The sequence below is a fragment of the Herbiconiux liangxiaofengii genome (assembly GCF_041927335.1).
GTDB lineage: Bacteria > Actinomycetota > Actinomycetes > Actinomycetales > Microbacteriaceae > Herbiconiux > Herbiconiux liangxiaofengii.
Genome location: NZ_JBHFHD010000012.1, coordinates 20,790 through 34,864, shown reverse-complemented (window position 1 = coordinate 34,864; position 14,075 = coordinate 20,790). Strand labels below are relative to the sequence as shown.

The window sequence follows — 14,075 nt, the reverse complement described above, 5'->3', positions numbered from 1 at the left end:
GGACGAACAGATTACCCGCGGGCAGCAGTCACTGAATCGCTACCTCAACTTCCTCGTCGTGCCGGGACTCATGTTTCGTCGAGCGCCCGATGGGGCTCGACGCCAACTACTCCAGACCTTCTATAAGAAGATCTACGTCGACCAAGATCCGCCGATTCATGTCGAGCCCCGCGATGTATTGGAGGAGATCCGTGGAGCAACGAAGGCGCTATGCAGACAGCAAGAACGTAAAAACAACGAAAACCGTTCGTACGAAAACGAACGGCTTGAAACGCCTGAATTGCGGAGCCAAGGCAGACTTGCTTCACTCTTTATTTGCCATGGTTTGAGTAAAACTACCTTGGCTGGGGTACCTGGACTCGAACCAAGAACAACTGAACCAGAATCAGCCGTGTTGCCAATTACACCATACCCCAATGGCCTTCACCGGAGTTCGGGCCGTCGTCTACCCTAGCCTATCCGCGGCCCCCTGCCAAAAGCGCCCCGGGCGGCGCGGCGTACCCGGGTAGCGTGAGCCCATGAGCGTGAAGACCATCGGCATCCTGCTGTTCGAGAACGTCGAAGAACTCGACGCTGTGGGGCCCTGGGAGGTGCTCGCCTACTGGACGCTGAACCACCCCGAAGACGGGTACGAAGTGCGCATGCTGGCCGAGACCCTCGACCCCGTCACCTGCGCCAAAGGGTTGCGGGTGCTCCCCCACCTCACGCGCGACGAGGCGCCGCCGCTCGAGGTGCTGATCTACCCGGGAGGGAAGGGCACGCGCCCGCGGCTGGCCGATCCGGCCGAGCTCGACTGGGTGCGGGCGCAGCGCCGGACGGTGCCGATTATGGCGAGCGTATGCACCGGCTCGCTCGTCTACGCCGCCGCGGGGCTGCTCGCCGGGCGCCCTGCCACCACGCACTGGGGCTCGCTCGAGCTGCTGGGTGAGCTCGACGCGAGCATCGAGGTGCGCCCCGATGACCGTTTCGTCGACGACGGCGATGTCGTCACCTCGTCGGGCGTCTCGGCCGGCATCGACATGGCCCTGCACCTCGTCGACCGGCTGGCCGGGCGGGAGCGGGCCGTCGAGGTTCGGCGCGGCATCCAGTACGACCCGCAGCCGCCCGTCTGAGGCCAGGCCGGGGGCGGCCAGACCGCGCGACGACCCCACGCCGTCACAACGGCGCGATCACCGCGCTCTGCACGTGCTCGTACACCACCGACGTGCGCACATCCGCGACTTCGGGCCGCTCGGTGAGGCGGTCGATCACGAAGGCGTAGAGCGCCTCGTTGTCGGGCACCGCGACGTGCACCAGGAAGTCTTCCGTACCCGACGTCACGAACACGCCGATGGTCTCGGGCAGCCCGCTCACCCACGAGCGGAACCCCTCGATGTGCTTTCGCGACGGCGGGCGGATGCGCACGGCGATCATCGCCTGCACCGGTCGACCCAGCGCGGCGAGGTCGACGGTGACGGTCGATCCGGTGATCACTCCGCGGTCGCCGAGGCTCCGCACCCGGTCGAGGGCGGTGGTGGGCGCCACCCCCACCGAGGCGGCGAGGTCTCGGTTGGTGCGCCGTGCATCCGTCTGCAATTCGCGCAGGATGGCCGTGTCGAGTGCGTCCAGCGAGGCCATTCGGCCCTCCTCTCCGTACGATGTACGGCTTCGTTGCAGCAGTGTCGTGCGAGTGCATACTATCGGCGCATCCGGCCGTGAGGGCCGGCAGACGAAGCGAGAACACGGATGCACGCGACCCCCGCCTACCGCCCCGAGGAGATCCTCACCCACGAGTCGACCCGGTCGGCGCGCCTGAAGTGGGTGGTGGTGGTCGACTCGGCTCTCGAAGCCGGACGGCTGACCAACGCCGTGGCCTGTGTCGCGGCCGCCACGGGCGAGGCCGTGCGCGGTCTGCAGGGGCCGGCGGGCGCGGATGCGAGCGGGTTCGAGCATCCGGGGCTCGCGTGGGCGGGGTGCACCCTGCTCGGCGCGTCGGCGGAGCAGCTCGCGGCCGTGCGGGCCAGGGCGGTGACGGCCGCCGACGCGGCGACGGATCCGGACGAGGCGCTGTGGATCTCCGACATGCCGCTGGCCGCCCAGACCACGCGGGTCTACGACGACTACCTCGCGGAGCTCTCCCGCACCGAACCGGGGGCGCTGCAGAGCCTCGCGCTCAGCATCGTGGGGCCGCGGGCCACCGTCGACCGCCTGGTGAAGAAGCTCAAGCTCCTCTGAACCCGGAAGCAGGTCGCGTGCGCTGCGGCCGGTACGGTCTAGGGATGAGCCGAACCGGGGGTGACTTCTCGCGACCGCGGCTGCTGGAGGTGGCCCCGCTGCCGGTCGTCGAGTTCGTTCGCGACCTGCTCTCCGGTGGTTCGCTGAGCGAGCGGCCGGCCGCGGACGGCTTCACCGCATCCGTCGCTTCGATCGTCTCGAGCGACGACGGCCGCGACGTGTTCGTCAAGGCGGGGCCCACGGCCGACCCCGGCGGTGCGGCCGTTCGGGTGGGAGCGGAACTGGCCGAGATCGTCTCCGATCTCGGACCCGCGCTCCTGGGCTGGGCCGAGCGCGACGGCTGGTACGTGGCCGTCTACGAACGGCTCGCCGGGGCCGCGGTGGAGGGGTGGCGGAGCAGCGATCTCGAGGGTCTCGCGGCGCTCGCCTCCGTCATGCGGGAGCGGTTCGATCCGAGCCCGGTGCTCGGCACCGAGGCGTATGCCGACGCCTTCTCGCCCCTGCTCGGCACCTGGGCGGCGCTGGCCGACCATGACGGCCCGGCAGAGGAGTCCGTCGCGCACCTCCGGGGCCGGGTTCTGCCCTACGCGCTCCGAGTCGAGACCCTCGCCGAGCTCGAGGCCGACTGGACGACCGCCCTCCGCGGAGGAGCCGCGTTGCAGCACGGCGACATCCGGCGCGACAACGTCATGCGCGAACCCTCGGGTCGGCTGCGGCTGGTCGACTGGACACACCGGTGGACCGCACCGAGCTGGGCCGACTGGGTTCGACTGGTTCCGGATGTCGCGGCCGACGGTTTCGACCCGGAGCGCGTGTTCGGCGGCATCACCGGTGCGGACCCTCCCCAGCACGAGGTGAACGTGATGCTCGCTGGCCTGGCCGGGCGCTGTTGGCGCGACGGCCACCGCGACGCCGTCCCCGGCCTCCCGCAGCTGCGACCGATGCAACGGCTCCAGGGCGACCTGACGATGCGCTGGCTGGCCCAGCGCGGCGTGCTGTGACCCGTTCTCCCGGGTCGCGTCCGCCCGTCCGAGGGGCGTCGGCAACGAGCACGTCGTGTGCACGATCGACGTGCCCACCTGTGCCGGGCTGGTCACCTGTGCCGGGCTGGTCACCTGGGCCGGGCTGGTCACCTGGGCCGGGCTGGCTCACGAGGTGGCGGGGGCCGGCTCGGCGAGGAGCAGCTTCTGCCTCAGCGGCTGCCGCTGCGCGGCGACGGTTTCTGCGACGGGACGCCAACAGGCCGCGCACGATGGTGGTGGCCGAGTAGAGCAAAAGCACGGAGGCGCCGGCCGGGATGAGCCAGGCCCGCGCGGTTCCCCCCGTCGACGTGTTGAGGAACCCGATCAGGGGAACGGAGTACCACACGCGCCCCATCACCTGTGCCTCGATCACCGGGTCTTTGTCGGCGATGCTGTTGTTGTCGCCCTTGAAGACGAAGGTTCGGCTGCCGTCGGCGGCGAGGTTGATGCTCACCACGCGATGCGTGATCACTCCGGGCACGTTGGGCCGGATCTGGTAGGTGACCACATCGCCGACGCGCACGTCGCCGGGATCCACCGGTCTGACGATGAGCAGCGTTCCCGGCGGGAGCCCCGGCTCCATCGAGCTGGTCAGCACGGTGAGCGGGATGGCCTCGGCCAGTCGCGGCACGGCGATCACAGCGGCGCCGAGCGCCAGCACGAGCAGGAGGAAGGCCACTGCCAGCGACTGCCCGATCGACCGCAGAAGTCCTCCGCCCTCAGACGCCGCCACGATCAGGCACCCTTCTGAAGGCTGAACTGCTGCGCCGTCGAGGAGGTGCACTCCGTGACGCGGAGCGCCGGACGGCCGCTGGCGGCGAGCCCGCCGGACGTGTCGAGGCAGAGATTGTTGCGGTTGCGAAGGAGGAAGGTGCCCGAGCCGGGAGCGATGGGAACGACCTCCCATTTCTGGGCGCTGATGGAGCTCGAGGTCCGCAGGATCGCGCTTCGGTCGCTCGGGCTGTCCCAGAAGAGACTCGCCGACGACATCGGAGTGGCCTTCAGGTACGCGCCGTCGACGACGAACTTCCACAGCTGGTCGGCACGCGGGGAGCAGCTCGTCTGAACGAGGGCCTCGCCCGCCGAGGAGGCGCCGGCCTCCCCCGAGACGCAGAGCTGGGTCGCCACGTTCCTGACCGTGTACCAGTTCGTCGAGGTGAGCCATCCCGTCGCGTGCAGCACGGCCTGCGACTCCGGGGATGCGGCGCCGGGCGCGGCCGAGCTGATCGCCCGCACCGTGTAGCGGTAGTAGGTGGAGACCGAGAGCCCCGAATCGGTGAACTGGCGGCGGGACGCCGGCACGGTGCCGATCAGCGTCGAGCCCCGGAAGATCTGGTAGCCGGTGACCGCTGCCGAATCCGACGGTGCCGACCAGGTGAGCGAGATGCTGCTGTCGGTCTCGCTGAGCTTGGTGGTCGCTCCCGGCGTGACGGTGTCGGCCACGGATTGGGCCGCGGTGGCGCTGGCCGTGCTCGTCCATGAGCCCTGAGCGGCGGTGACGACGGAGGTCGCGACAAGACTCCCGGCGCTCTGGTTGAACCGCTGGGCCTGCGAGACGGCCGTTCGGATGCAATACACCGCGGTCGCCGCGGGTGCCAGGGTGCCGGTGACAGCACCGACCGTCGTCCAGTTCGCCGACGGGCCGGACGCGGTCGTGGAGGACGTGCATCCGGCACTCGAGGGCACGGCCCAGACATGCACCTCGACGGCCTGCGCCAGTGCGGTGGCCGCCTGGGCACCGAGGCGGAGAGTGTAGGGAGCCGGGATCGAACCCGCGTTCGTGATGACGACCGGGGCGGTGACCGTGAGGGCACTCGACGTGTAGCTCGTGGCCACGGTCGCGAAACCGGACTGGGCGATCGCCAGTCTCCCCGGCGAGATCGCCGCCGACGTGGTGTGCTCTGGCGTACGCCAGCTCGCCGCCGCCGAGGTGGGGCCGGCGGGTGCGATGCCGAGCGGCAGGGCCAGGGCCACGACGAGGGCGGTGATGGTGAGGCCGGTCGCCGACCCGCGGCTGCGCACGCTCCGCGAGGTGCGCGGCCGTCGGGGCCTGAGGCCCGCGGAGTACTGCGTGAGGGGTGTCAAATCTGGGTTCCGATGAGGCGCAGGAGGAAGTCGGTGGCCGGCTGACCCTGGGTCGCGGCCGGCGCATCCTGAGGCAAGGTCGCCGAGACGCAGAGCACACGGCTCTCGCCGGCGGGGACGCTCACCGAGACCGGCCCGGGGGTGACGGACGCGAAGGTCCCCGTCCACGACGAGCGAGCGCCACCGTCGGTGCAGGAGCGTCCGGGAGCAGCGGTGCCGACCCCGAAGACGAGCGCGGCGGCGAACGGGGAGGTCGGCGCCGCACCGGAGGCGGTCAGTCCCGATACGGCGATCGAGAGCGGCACCGCGCCGGTGTTCGTGACGGTCACCGGGCCGGAGACGGTGAGCCCCGGGTAGAGAGCACTGGTGGGCATCGAGATTCTCGACACCGTCAGCTCGGCGGTGCCCGAGGTGAGCACCGCCGGCGCCTCCGCGGTCGACTCGCTGGCGTTCAACAGGGCGAAGGTGCCTGAGGAGCCGGCGGCGGTCGCGACGGTGGCTCCTCCGACGAGGAGGACGGCGAGCACGAGGATGCCGCGAACCGGGGAGCGACGGCGGGCGTGACGCGCGGCGCTGCGGCGCGTGCTCGTTCGTTCGACTGATCCGCTCATCCCGTCACCCCTTCTCGGTGTGTGGTTCTCGGTGCTGTGATGTCATGTCCGCCTCGCGGCGGCGGCGGGCCGGCGCCCGACGAGCAGAGCCGGCCCGGCCGGATCAGACCTGGGTGAGGGTGACGGCCAGGGCGTTCAGGTTCACCGAGCCGAGCTTGGTGGAGTTCTCGAACCCGGCGGTCGAGCTCTTCGGGAACGTGACCGTGACGCTCACGGTGACGTTCTGCGAGACCCCGGCAGCGCCGGCCGTGACGGTGTACGGGGCGGAGCCGGCCGAGATGCCGTCGCCGCTCGCGCTGAGCACGGCATTGGCCGACAGGTAGTCGGCGAGCGCGACGTCGGCCGGATCGGTGGTCGACGATGCGGTGATCGACGCCGGGTCGACGTCGAGGGTCGCGACGAGGTTGTCTCCCTCGGCGGTGATCGCCATGTCCTTGGTGTACACGATCACGTCGCCGGGAACGATCGGGTAGCCGTCGAGGGTCGAGAGCGGGGCTCCGCCGTTCACGCTCCACGACGCCTCGGTGCTCGACGGGGCGATCGAGAGGTCTCCGGCCACGATGGTGCCGCCGCCGGTCGTCGCGCTGGAGTTCCAGAGAGCGAAGGTGCCCGCACCGCCGAGGAGGAGGGCGATACCGGCTGCACCGGCGATGGTTCCTTTGAGGATGCCGTTCATGATGGGTCCTTTCGAACGCCCGAGAACGGGCGCCGTGTATGTCCACGAACCCTTCAGCAGACGAACGGATGCGCCGCGCAGGGTGCACGAGCGTCACTCGGATCGCGGGCGGTGAGAGAAAACCGTCTGAAGGGAGCACTTGAGATGCCAAAGAAATGGCACAGGCAGGGGACGATGATCTGCATACGGGTCACAGCTTGGGAGCTGAGGGAAACCCACTTGGGGCGAGTATGGCACACCGCTCCCGACCGCAATGGGCAGGTGCCCCCCTTGGGGGTCGTTTGCCAGGCTTCGATCTCACGTCAGGGAGAGCAATACTCCCGATGTGGGTATACTCCCGAGCATGTCGGAAACGGTGTTCTGGATTCTCACGGCCTTGGCCTCCGAGCGGCGTCACGGGTATGCGGTGCTGCAGGATGTCGCGGAGCTGAGCGGAGGGACGGTGCACCTGCGGGTCACCACCCTCTACGCCTCCCTCGAGCGCCTGACCCGCGAGGGCAAGGTGGCGGTCGTCGGCGAAGACGTCGTGGACGGCCGGGCCCGCCGCTACTACGAGATCACCCCCGAGGGTTCCCGAGGCCTGGAGGACGAGGTCGACCGGCTGGCGATGCGCGCCGCCGCCGCGCGGTCGCGGATGGCCGCACCGAAGACGAAAGCGCCCAAACCGGCGGGCCGCCCCGCTCCCGCGATGACGGCTCTCGCGTGAGGGCGCCGCGCCGAGCCACCGCGCAGAGGCTCCTGCGGTGGTACCCGCGTCGCTGGCGGGACGAGAACGCCGCCGTGTTCCTCGACACCCTCGACGCCCAGGGCTCCTACGACGGCCGGGACTCCGACGACGGCCGGGGGCCCCTGTCGGCCGGCGAGGCCTGGTCCATCCGGGCACACGGACTCGCCGCGCGAGCGACACCGGGCCTGCTCGCCGCCGTCGCATCCCTGGCCCTCATCCTGAGCGTCGGCCCGCTGATCGGGATGTCGACGGCCGGTTCGGCAGCCTCCTGGACGCCCGCGGTGCTTCTCGGAGCCCAGTACGCCGGAGCCCTGCTGCTGTCGCTCGCCGCGGGCGGTCTCGTCGTGCGCTCGGGCGCACTCGCGCCGGAGCCGGCGGCCCTGGCCGGAGCCGTCGCCATCCCGGCCTGGACGGCCGGCGCTCTGGCGGCAGCATCCTGGAGCATCGGATTCGACGAGGCCGACGCCGGACTGGCTCGGTCGTGGTTCGGATCCGCGACCCTCGAGTTCGCGGCGGTCGCGTGGGCGCTGGGGGCGATCAGCGTCGCCGTCGTCGTGGCGGCGACCCTGAGGAGGCCGTCCAACCGGGTCGGGCGGTCGGCGCTGGCCGCGGTGGTGGCCGTTCCGGCGGCCTTCACTGTCGGTGTGGCGACCCTGATCCCCACGGCGACGGTTCTCCTGAGCGCACTCGTCCTCATCCTCTGCACGGTGCACACTCGTTCGCGCCAACCTGCGGCGGCCACCCCGGCGCATCGACCGCGCCCGCTCGCGCCCCGGGTCAGGCGTCGGCTCGCTGCGACGTCGGCGGCCCTGTGCCTGGTCGGCCTCGGATGCGTGGCCTTCGCACTCGCCGGCAGCGTCCTCGTGCCGGCAGCGGGCGATTCGACCCGCACGATGCAGATCGGCATCACCGTGGGGTCCATCGCCGCGGTCGGTACGGTGCTCACCGCGTCCGCCGCCCTGCGCCCCCGCTTCGGGAACGCCGTCGTCTGGCCCACCGTGACGCTCGTCGCCGGTCTGGGGCTCGTCGCGATCTCCTACGCCACCGACGTGAACGGGCCGCTCGGCTGGCCGCTCCTGGTCGCCGCCGCGACTCTCGTCGGCGTCACCGGCGCCCTCCTGTTCCGGCCGCTGCTGCCGCGGGATGCGCGGGCGCGTGCCGCGCTCGTCGCGGCCATCGGCGTCGCACTGGCGGCATCCGTCGGTTTCATGATGGCGATGCTGGCAGCCTTCGCCGCCCCGGTTCTCGCGGCCGCCATCGCGGTGGTGCTCCTTCGCCGCCCGCGCTCACGCCCCGATCCGCGGATGCCCGCACCGGCCGCCCGGGTGTCGTGACGTCACGGGTGCCGTCAGGGCCCGTCGCATGGGGGGCGCGGCCACCACGGCGCCATCTGGTCGCGCACCGCCGAGGCGCGGGCCACCGCGTCGTCGTCGTCGCTGAGCGCCCACGACTCCACCGACGCGGTCAGGCCGCCGGCCGCGAACGAGCGCGCCACCGGCTCGTCCACGTCGCGCGCCACCCCGACCGTCGCCCAGATCTGCAGCGCCCGGGCGAGACGCGCGTCGAACATGGCCGTCAGCGAGCGACGCAACGGTGCCGAGGCATCCGATTCGAAGCCCGCCCGGAACAGCGCCCGATCGGCCTGCACCAGTCGGAACGCCGCGACCAGCGTCTCCTGGAACTCGTCCGCGAGCTCCTCGACGCTGGAACCGTCGGGGTCCGGCACGTCGAGCAGGGCGTCGATGTCTTCGGTGAGCATGGTGGTCAGCAGCTCGGCGACGGTGCCGAAGTGGGTGTAGAACGTCGTGCGCTGCACCCCCGCGGCGCGGCAGAGCGCGCTCACCGAGATGGTGTCGAGCGGGAGCTCGCGCAAGGACTCCCGCAGCGCTCGCCCGAGGGCGGTCACGGTGCGAGCGGTGCGGGGGTCCCGGCGCGAGGTCATCGCTTCAGGATGCCCCTCACGGCATCGTGAGCACGGCCTTGACCGCCGCACCCGACTGCGTGTCGGCGATGGCCTGCTCGATCTGGTCGAAGGGATAGCGCGTGATCAGCTCGTCGAAGGGGAAGAGTCCGGCCTCGAACAGGGCGAGCAGCTGCGGGATGAAGATCTGCGGCACCGAGTCGCCCTCGATAGCGCCCACCAGGGTCTTGCCGGCGCCCGAGACCAGCCCGAGCGGCAGCACGGCATCCGGCTTTCCCACGCCCACGAGGGCCACGGTCGCGCCGAAGCGGGTGGCGGCGACGATGTTCTCGACCACCTGCGGCACCGCGGTGGTGTCGACCCCGTAGGCGGCGCCCAGCCCGTCGGTGATCTCGAGGATGCGGGCCACGACGTCGTCGGTGCGGCCGTTGACGGTGTGGGTGGCGCCGAGCCTGGTGGCGAACTCGAGTCGCTCGGGCAGCACGTCGACGGCGATGATGGTGGTGGCGCCGGCCACCTTGGCGGCCATGATGGCCGAGAGCCCCACGGCACCGGTGCCGCTCACGACGATGCTCGAGCCGGCGGGCACGTCGAGCGAGTTGAGCACGGTGCCGGCGCCGGTCTGGATGCCGCAGCCGAGCGGGCCCACGATCTCCAGCGGGATGCTGTCGGAGACCTTCACGGCGTTGCGCTCGGAGACGATGGCGTGCGAGGCGAACGACGACTGACCGAAGAAGGCTCCGTGCATCTCGCCGCCGTCGGGCGCAGTCATGGTGCCCGAGCCGTCTTCGCGCACTCCGGCCACGTTCAGCTGCATGAACTTGAGGCAGTAGGCCTCCCGGCCGGCGAGGCAGTTGGCGCAGTGCCCGCACGAGGCGAACGACACGGCCACGTGGTCGCCCACGGCGAAGTCGGTGACGCTCGAGCCGACCTGCTCCACGATGCCGGCGCCCTCGTGGCCGAGCACGGTGGGGAAGGCGGCCGGGATGTGGCCGTGCACCACGGCGAGGTCGGTGTGGCAGAGGCCGGTCGCGACGATCTTGACGAGCAGTTCGTTCGGGCGGATGCCGTCGAGCACCACGTCCTCGAACGAGAATGCGGAGTCGAGACCGCGGAGCACGGCGGCGTGGGCGGTGGTGGTCATGGGATGCCTTTCTCGCAAACACGGGACGGCGCATGGTCACGTCGAGGTCGGAGGAGTTCGGCGTCGCGTCGTCGGGATCACTGTCGACTGTACGCCGATTTTCCGACACCTGTCAGAAAGTCGGCCGTCTGCCCGCCGACGGGTGCCGGGCGCGAGCTGCAGTATCGTCGACCCGTGAGCATCCGGGCCGGCACCGCCGACGACATCGAGGCCTGCGTGGGCCTCTGGGTCGGCGCACTGCAGGCGCGGGACGGCGTCGAACAGGGTCCGGAGGTCGCCGCCCGGGCACGGGCGAAGTTCACCCGACCGATCGTGCGGTTCGCCGTGGTCGGCGACGAGCCCTCGGCGTTCGCCCTCACCGTCGACGAGGGCGCCCGGGCAGATGGGCGGGTGGCGTTGCTCGAGCTGCTCGCGGTCGCTCCGGGCGAGGCCGGGCGCGGGGCCGGGCGGGCTCTGCTCGGCGACGCCATCCGTTCGGCGACCCGCCTCGGCCACACCTCGATCGAGCTCGATGTGCGGGCAGGCAACAGCCGGGCCGAGAAGCTCTACGCCTCGGCCGGGTTCACGCCGCAAGGGGACCCCACGCCGCACCCGCTCGGCGGCCCGCCCATGATCCGCCGCGCCCTCCCCCTCCGCGCCGAAGCCGACCTCGCTCACTGACCCGAAGCCGTGGTCACGGTGCCAGGATGGGCGGATGGAGCCGGGGATCCGAGCCGCGACCGAGGGCGACGCCGAACAGCTCGCGGCCTTCAGTCTCGTGGTCTGGGACGAGGCCTACCGCGGCATCCTCGACCCGGATGCGCTGCGACGGCGGCATGACGAGGCCGCGAGCGTTCGCGAAGGCCGCTGGGCCGCGCGCATCGCCGACGAGGACGTGCTGGTGGCCTTCGACGCCCAGGGCCTCGCGGGATTCGCTCGCTCGACCCGACCGGCCTTCGCCGGTGTGCCGAAACTGCTCGGGCTCTACACCCGGCAGCGGTCGTGGGGTTCCGGGCTCGGGAGTCGACTCCTGGCCAGGAGTCTGCCGGCGCGATCCGCCCAGCTGTGGCTCTTCGACGGGAATGTGCGAGCTCTGCGGTTCTACGAGCGGCACGGCTTCGCTCTCGACGGCCGGCGACGCGCTGATCCGCCGTACGGCTTCGAGCTGCACATGCGTCGTCGGTGAGGCCACGACGCATCATCGACCGGCGGTGCGACGTGACTCCGATCGCGTGGCGTCTCTGATCGCCGAGGACTTCGTCGAGATCGGGCGCTCCGGGCGTCGCTGGACCTCTGCCGACACGATCGCGGCTCTTCAGGGTGAGGAGCCCAGACCCCCTGACCGCGAGCCGCGCGATCATGAGCGTCTCCCGTCAGCGCCCGACGCGGGAGAACAGCCCCGGGTAATCCACGACGAAGCCCTCGTCGTCGACCTCCACGTCGCTCACGAAGGAGCCGTCGATCGAACTGTAACGATAGGTCGACGGACCCGTGCGCGTGTAGCGCTGGCGGTCGGCCGACACCCGGAGCGACGGGATGTCGATGTAGGCGGCGACGATGTCGGCGCTCTGCCCGAGAGCGAGCCCCAGGCGGCGCACCGGCAGGGTGTTGCTGAAGGGGGTGGCGCTGAGGTCGACGTCGATCGCGTCGATCAGCCCGAGCAGCAGGCGCCCGTCGTCGCCGTTCCAGTGGCCGTCGCCGGTCGACCAGAGCTCGACCGAGCGGCTCGTGAACGACTCGGTGACTCGCACGTGCCGGGTGCGCCAGGCCTCGTCGCACTCGATGCGGTAGTCGACGTCGTAGGCGCCGCCCTCGGCGGTGGCCTCCGCCGTGATGTGCCCGACCGCGATCGAACCCCTGGGCGAGATCGTGACGGTCGCACCCTCGAACCCGGGGTGCGACGCAGGCACCCAGGCCAGCGAACGGGTCACAGTAGGCACCGGCACCTCCTCGCCGTCGAACCTACTCCGGAGAACCGGATGCCGCGCCGGGCGCACTGCCGGGCTGCGTGCCGGTCCCCGCATCCGTCGCCGCATCCGGGTTCGGAGTCGAACCCGGGTTCGCGCCCGCGCGGGCCGCGTGCCGCTGCCGCAAGAAGGCCACGAGCGCCGACCCGATCGTGAGCACGGCGACCCCGAGCAGCACCCACTCGAGGTACTGCTGCACCACCTCGGCCACCGCCGGGATGCCGCCGAGGGCGTAGCCCAGGCCGATGATGGCCACCGACCAGAGCAAGGCTCCGAGCGCGTTGTAGGCCGAGAAGTGCGACCGTTTCATGTGCCCGACGCCCGCCGCCACCGGCGCGAACGTGCGCACCACGCCGATGAAGCGCGCGATGGTCACCGCCCAGCCGCCGAAACGGTCGAAGAATCGCTGGGTGCGTTCGACCTGGGCGCGGCTGAAGAACCCGGAGTCACGGCGCTCGAAGATGGCGGGACCGGCCCGGCGGCCGATCTGGTAACCGAGCTGGTCGCCGAGGAACGCCGCCGCGAACACGGCGAGCACCACCACCGGCAGGGGCAGCGGGATGGCGCCGGTGAACGTGAGCAGCCCGGTGAAGAACAGCAGCGTGTCGCCCGGCAGGAAGAACCCGATCAGCAGGCCCGTCTCGGCGAAGATGATGGCGCACACGATGACGAGGCCCCAGACGCCGGCACCCTCGATGGTGTCCTGCACCCCGAACAGGTCCTGCACCACGGGGTGCATGATGACCGGATGCCCGATCACAGGGGGCCGAGCAGGTGGCGGTTCACGGCCGCCGCGACTCGGGCTCCGGCTCCCGCGGCCACGATGAGCTGCTGGGGGCCGGGGGGCGTGAGGTCGCCGGCGGCGAACAGGCCCGGCTGGGAGGTCTGACCGGAGGCGTCGACCACGAGGTAGCCGTCGGCGTCACGCTCGAGGGCGGGCTCGAGAGCCTCGAGGTGGGCGGTGGGAACCGCCCAGAGCGGGCGCACGAAACCGCCGGTGCGTGGGATGACGGTGCCGTCGTCCAGGCGCACCCCGGTGAGACCCGAGCGGTCGCCGTCGAGGTCGGCGATGGCGCGGCGTTCGACCGCGATGCCGCGGGTGCTGAGCGCCTGCTCCTCGGCGGCCGTCACGGCGTCGGCGGAGCCGTTGGTGAAGACGATGAGGTCGTCGGTGATCTGCGAGACGAGCAGGGCGCGTTCCGCGACATCCGGGGTCTCGCCGATCATCGCGAGGGGCTGGTCGGTCTTCTCGAACAGGTCGCAGGCGATGCAGCTGTGCAGCGCGGTGCCGTAGTAGGCCCGGATGCTCGGCAGGGCCGGGAGGGTCTCGGTGAGGCCGTGGGCGAGAACCACCACGGCGGCCGTGACGACGCGGTTCGCCGAGCCGCGCACGCCGCGCGACGTGACGGTGAAGTCACCGCCCGACGTGCGGATGACGGAGTCGACGAGCCCCTGGTGGAACTCGGCCGTCGGGTACGCCGAGAACTCCTCGCGGCCGAGGGCCCGGAGTTCGAGGGGGGCGACCCCGTCGCGCGTGATGAAGCCGTGCGAGATGAGGGTGGCCGAGTGGCGGGGGCGGTTGCTGTCGAGGATGAGCACGCGCCGGCGGGCGCGGGCCAGGTTGAGCCCCACCGAGAGGCCGGCGGGGCCACCGCCGATCACCACCACCTCGTAGGCGTCGCCGGCGAAGCCGCGAACCGGCTCGGCGGGGGCAGCAGTGGTGGCCGGG

Annotated in this window: 16 protein-coding genes, 1 tRNA gene and 2 pseudogenes; 8 read left to right on the top strand and 11 right to left on the bottom strand. The window is 71.3% G+C overall.

Features of this window, described 5'->3' with window-relative positions:
* Positions 1–341: 341 nt before the first annotated feature.
* Positions 342–416 (bottom strand) — tRNA-Gln (locus ACEXOR_RS13665).
* A gap of 102 nt (positions 417–518) precedes the next feature.
* Between ACEXOR_RS13665 and ACEXOR_RS13660 the strand changes: the two genes are divergently transcribed.
* Positions 519–1,112 (top strand): DJ-1/PfpI family protein, encoded by a 594-nt coding sequence (locus ACEXOR_RS13660; RefSeq protein ID WP_374850234.1) that lies wholly within the window; start codon positions 519–521, stop codon positions 1,110–1,112.
* A 43-nt stretch (positions 1,113–1,155) separates the two neighbouring features.
* Here ACEXOR_RS13660 and ACEXOR_RS13655 read toward each other — a convergent pair whose 3' ends face one another.
* Complete coding sequence (locus ACEXOR_RS13655; protein ID WP_374850233.1) at positions 1,156–1,617, bottom strand: Lrp/AsnC family transcriptional regulator; 462 nt, start codon at positions 1,615–1,617, stop codon at positions 1,156–1,158.
* Between the two features lie 108 nt (positions 1,618–1,725).
* Here ACEXOR_RS13655 and ACEXOR_RS13650 point away from each other — a divergent pair, with 108 nt between their 5' ends.
* A complete protein-coding gene (locus ACEXOR_RS13650) occupies positions 1,726–2,214 on the top strand; it encodes a DUF2000 domain-containing protein (RefSeq protein WP_374850232.1) in 489 nt (162 codons plus the stop codon).
* Between the two features lie 44 nt (positions 2,215–2,258).
* On the top strand, positions 2,259–3,215 hold the full coding sequence (locus ACEXOR_RS13645) for a phosphotransferase family protein (protein WP_374850231.1): 957 nt from the start codon (positions 2,259–2,261) through the stop codon (positions 3,213–3,215).
* Between the two features lie 388 nt (positions 3,216–3,603).
* Here the strand turns inward: ACEXOR_RS13645 and ACEXOR_RS13640 are convergent.
* The 4 genes and pseudogenes from ACEXOR_RS13640 to ACEXOR_RS13625 form a co-directional block, all read right to left on the bottom strand.
* A pseudogene (locus tag ACEXOR_RS13640) lies at positions 3,604–3,867 on the bottom strand (signal peptidase I); the annotation flags it as partial.
* A gap of 104 nt (positions 3,868–3,971) precedes the next feature.
* On the bottom strand, positions 3,972–5,321 hold the full coding sequence (locus ACEXOR_RS13635) for an RICIN domain-containing protein (RefSeq protein WP_374850230.1): 1,350 nt from the start codon (positions 5,319–5,321) through the stop codon (positions 3,972–3,974).
* Positions 5,318–5,932 carry a hypothetical protein gene (locus ACEXOR_RS13630; RefSeq protein WP_374850229.1) on the bottom strand — a complete coding sequence of 205 codons (615 nt, stop codon included), beginning with the start codon at positions 5,930–5,932 and terminating at the stop codon, positions 5,318–5,320. The genes ACEXOR_RS13635 and ACEXOR_RS13630 overlap by 4 nt, the downstream gene beginning before the upstream one ends.
* Before the next feature lie 103 nt (positions 5,933–6,035).
* Positions 6,036–6,608 carry an alternate-type signal peptide domain-containing protein gene (locus ACEXOR_RS13625; RefSeq protein ID WP_374850228.1) on the bottom strand — a complete coding sequence of 191 codons (573 nt, stop codon included), beginning with the start codon at positions 6,606–6,608 and terminating at the stop codon, positions 6,036–6,038.
* A 343-nt stretch (positions 6,609–6,951) separates the two neighbouring features.
* Between ACEXOR_RS13625 and ACEXOR_RS13620 the strand changes: the two genes are divergently transcribed.
* Positions 6,952–7,314: a PadR family transcriptional regulator gene (locus tag ACEXOR_RS13620; RefSeq protein ID WP_374850227.1), complete on the top strand. Its 363-nt coding sequence runs from the start codon at positions 6,952–6,954 to the stop codon at positions 7,312–7,314.
* A 74-nt stretch (positions 7,315–7,388) separates the two neighbouring features.
* On the top strand, positions 7,389–8,669 hold the full coding sequence (locus ACEXOR_RS13615; RefSeq protein WP_374850226.1) for a hypothetical protein: 1,281 nt from the start codon (positions 7,389–7,391) through the stop codon (positions 8,667–8,669).
* Positions 8,670–8,683: 14 nt separating this feature from the next.
* Here the strand turns inward: ACEXOR_RS13615 and ACEXOR_RS13610 are convergent, their stop codons facing one another.
* Both ACEXOR_RS13610 and ACEXOR_RS13605 read right to left on the bottom strand, forming a co-directional pair.
* Positions 8,684–9,277, bottom strand: a complete 594-nt coding sequence (locus ACEXOR_RS13610) for a TetR/AcrR family transcriptional regulator (RefSeq protein WP_374850225.1) — start codon at positions 9,275–9,277, stop codon at positions 8,684–8,686.
* A 16-nt stretch (positions 9,278–9,293) separates the two neighbouring features.
* The gene (locus ACEXOR_RS13605; RefSeq protein WP_374850224.1) at positions 9,294–10,400 is read right to left on the bottom strand and encodes an NAD(P)-dependent alcohol dehydrogenase; all 1,107 of its coding nucleotides are present in this window, start codon (positions 10,398–10,400) and stop codon (positions 9,294–9,296) included.
* Positions 10,401–10,574: 174 nt separating this feature from the next.
* Between ACEXOR_RS13605 and ACEXOR_RS13600 the strand changes: the two genes are divergently transcribed.
* The 3 genes and pseudogenes from ACEXOR_RS13600 to ACEXOR_RS13590 all read left to right on the top strand — a co-directional run.
* Positions 10,575–11,060 (top strand): GNAT family N-acetyltransferase, encoded by a 486-nt coding sequence (locus ACEXOR_RS13600; protein ID WP_374850223.1) that lies wholly within the window; start codon positions 10,575–10,577, stop codon positions 11,058–11,060.
* A 34-nt stretch (positions 11,061–11,094) separates the two neighbouring features.
* Entirely contained in the window at positions 11,095–11,565 is a 471-nt protein-coding gene (locus ACEXOR_RS13595; protein ID WP_374850222.1) for a GNAT family N-acetyltransferase, read from the top strand.
* Positions 11,462–11,731 (top strand): annotated as a pseudogene (locus ACEXOR_RS13590) (DUF4440 domain-containing protein); the annotation flags it as partial. The gene ACEXOR_RS13595 and the pseudogene ACEXOR_RS13590, both read left to right, overlap by 104 nt.
* Before the next feature lie 21 nt (positions 11,732–11,752).
* Here ACEXOR_RS13590 and ACEXOR_RS13585 read toward each other — a convergent pair.
* The 3 genes from ACEXOR_RS13585 to ACEXOR_RS13575 are packed head-to-tail and all read right to left on the bottom strand — an operon-like array spanning position 11,753 to position 14,014.
* Positions 11,753–12,319, bottom strand: a complete 567-nt coding sequence (locus ACEXOR_RS13585) for a putative glycolipid-binding domain-containing protein (RefSeq protein ID WP_374850221.1) — start codon at positions 12,317–12,319, stop codon at positions 11,753–11,755.
* Positions 12,320–12,341: 22 nt separating this feature from the next.
* Entirely contained in the window at positions 12,342–13,085 is a 744-nt protein-coding gene (locus ACEXOR_RS13580; protein WP_374850220.1) for a DedA family protein, read from the bottom strand.
* 17 nt (positions 13,086–13,102) lie between these two features.
* Positions 13,103–14,014, bottom strand: coding sequence for an NAD(P)/FAD-dependent oxidoreductase (locus tag ACEXOR_RS13575; protein ID WP_374850356.1), 912 nt, complete (start codon positions 14,012–14,014; stop codon positions 13,103–13,105).
* Positions 14,015–14,075: the final 61 nt, after the last annotated feature.

Coding starts and splice junctions, on each gene's coding strand:
- ACEXOR_RS13660 (WP_374850234.1), top strand. CDS start 519: ATGAGCGTGAAGACCATCGGCATCCTGCTGTTCGAGAACGTCGAAGAA.
- ACEXOR_RS13655 (WP_374850233.1), bottom strand. CDS start 1,617: ATGGCCTCGCTGGACGCACTCGACACGGCCATCCTGCGCGAATTGCAG.
- ACEXOR_RS13650 (WP_374850232.1), top strand. CDS start 1,726: ATGCACGCGACCCCCGCCTACCGCCCCGAGGAGATCCTCACCCACGAG.
- ACEXOR_RS13645 (WP_374850231.1), top strand. CDS start 2,259: ATGAGCCGAACCGGGGGTGACTTCTCGCGACCGCGGCTGCTGGAGGTG.
- ACEXOR_RS13630 (WP_374850229.1), bottom strand. CDS start 5,932: ATGAGCGGATCAGTCGAACGAACGAGCACGCGCCGCAGCGCCGCGCGT.
- ACEXOR_RS13625 (WP_374850228.1), bottom strand. CDS start 6,608: ATGAACGGCATCCTCAAAGGAACCATCGCCGGTGCAGCCGGTATCGCC.
- ACEXOR_RS13620 (WP_374850227.1), top strand. CDS start 6,952: ATGTCGGAAACGGTGTTCTGGATTCTCACGGCCTTGGCCTCCGAGCGG.
- ACEXOR_RS13610 (WP_374850225.1), bottom strand. CDS start 9,277: ATGACCTCGCGCCGGGACCCCCGCACCGCTCGCACCGTGACCGCCCTC.
- ACEXOR_RS13605 (WP_374850224.1), bottom strand. CDS start 10,400: ATGACCACCACCGCCCACGCCGCCGTGCTCCGCGGTCTCGACTCCGCA.
- ACEXOR_RS13595 (WP_374850222.1), top strand. CDS start 11,095: ATGGAGCCGGGGATCCGAGCCGCGACCGAGGGCGACGCCGAACAGCTC.
- ACEXOR_RS13580 (WP_374850220.1), bottom strand. CDS start 13,085: ATGCACCCCGTGGTGCAGGACCTGTTCGGGGTGCAGGACACCATCGAG.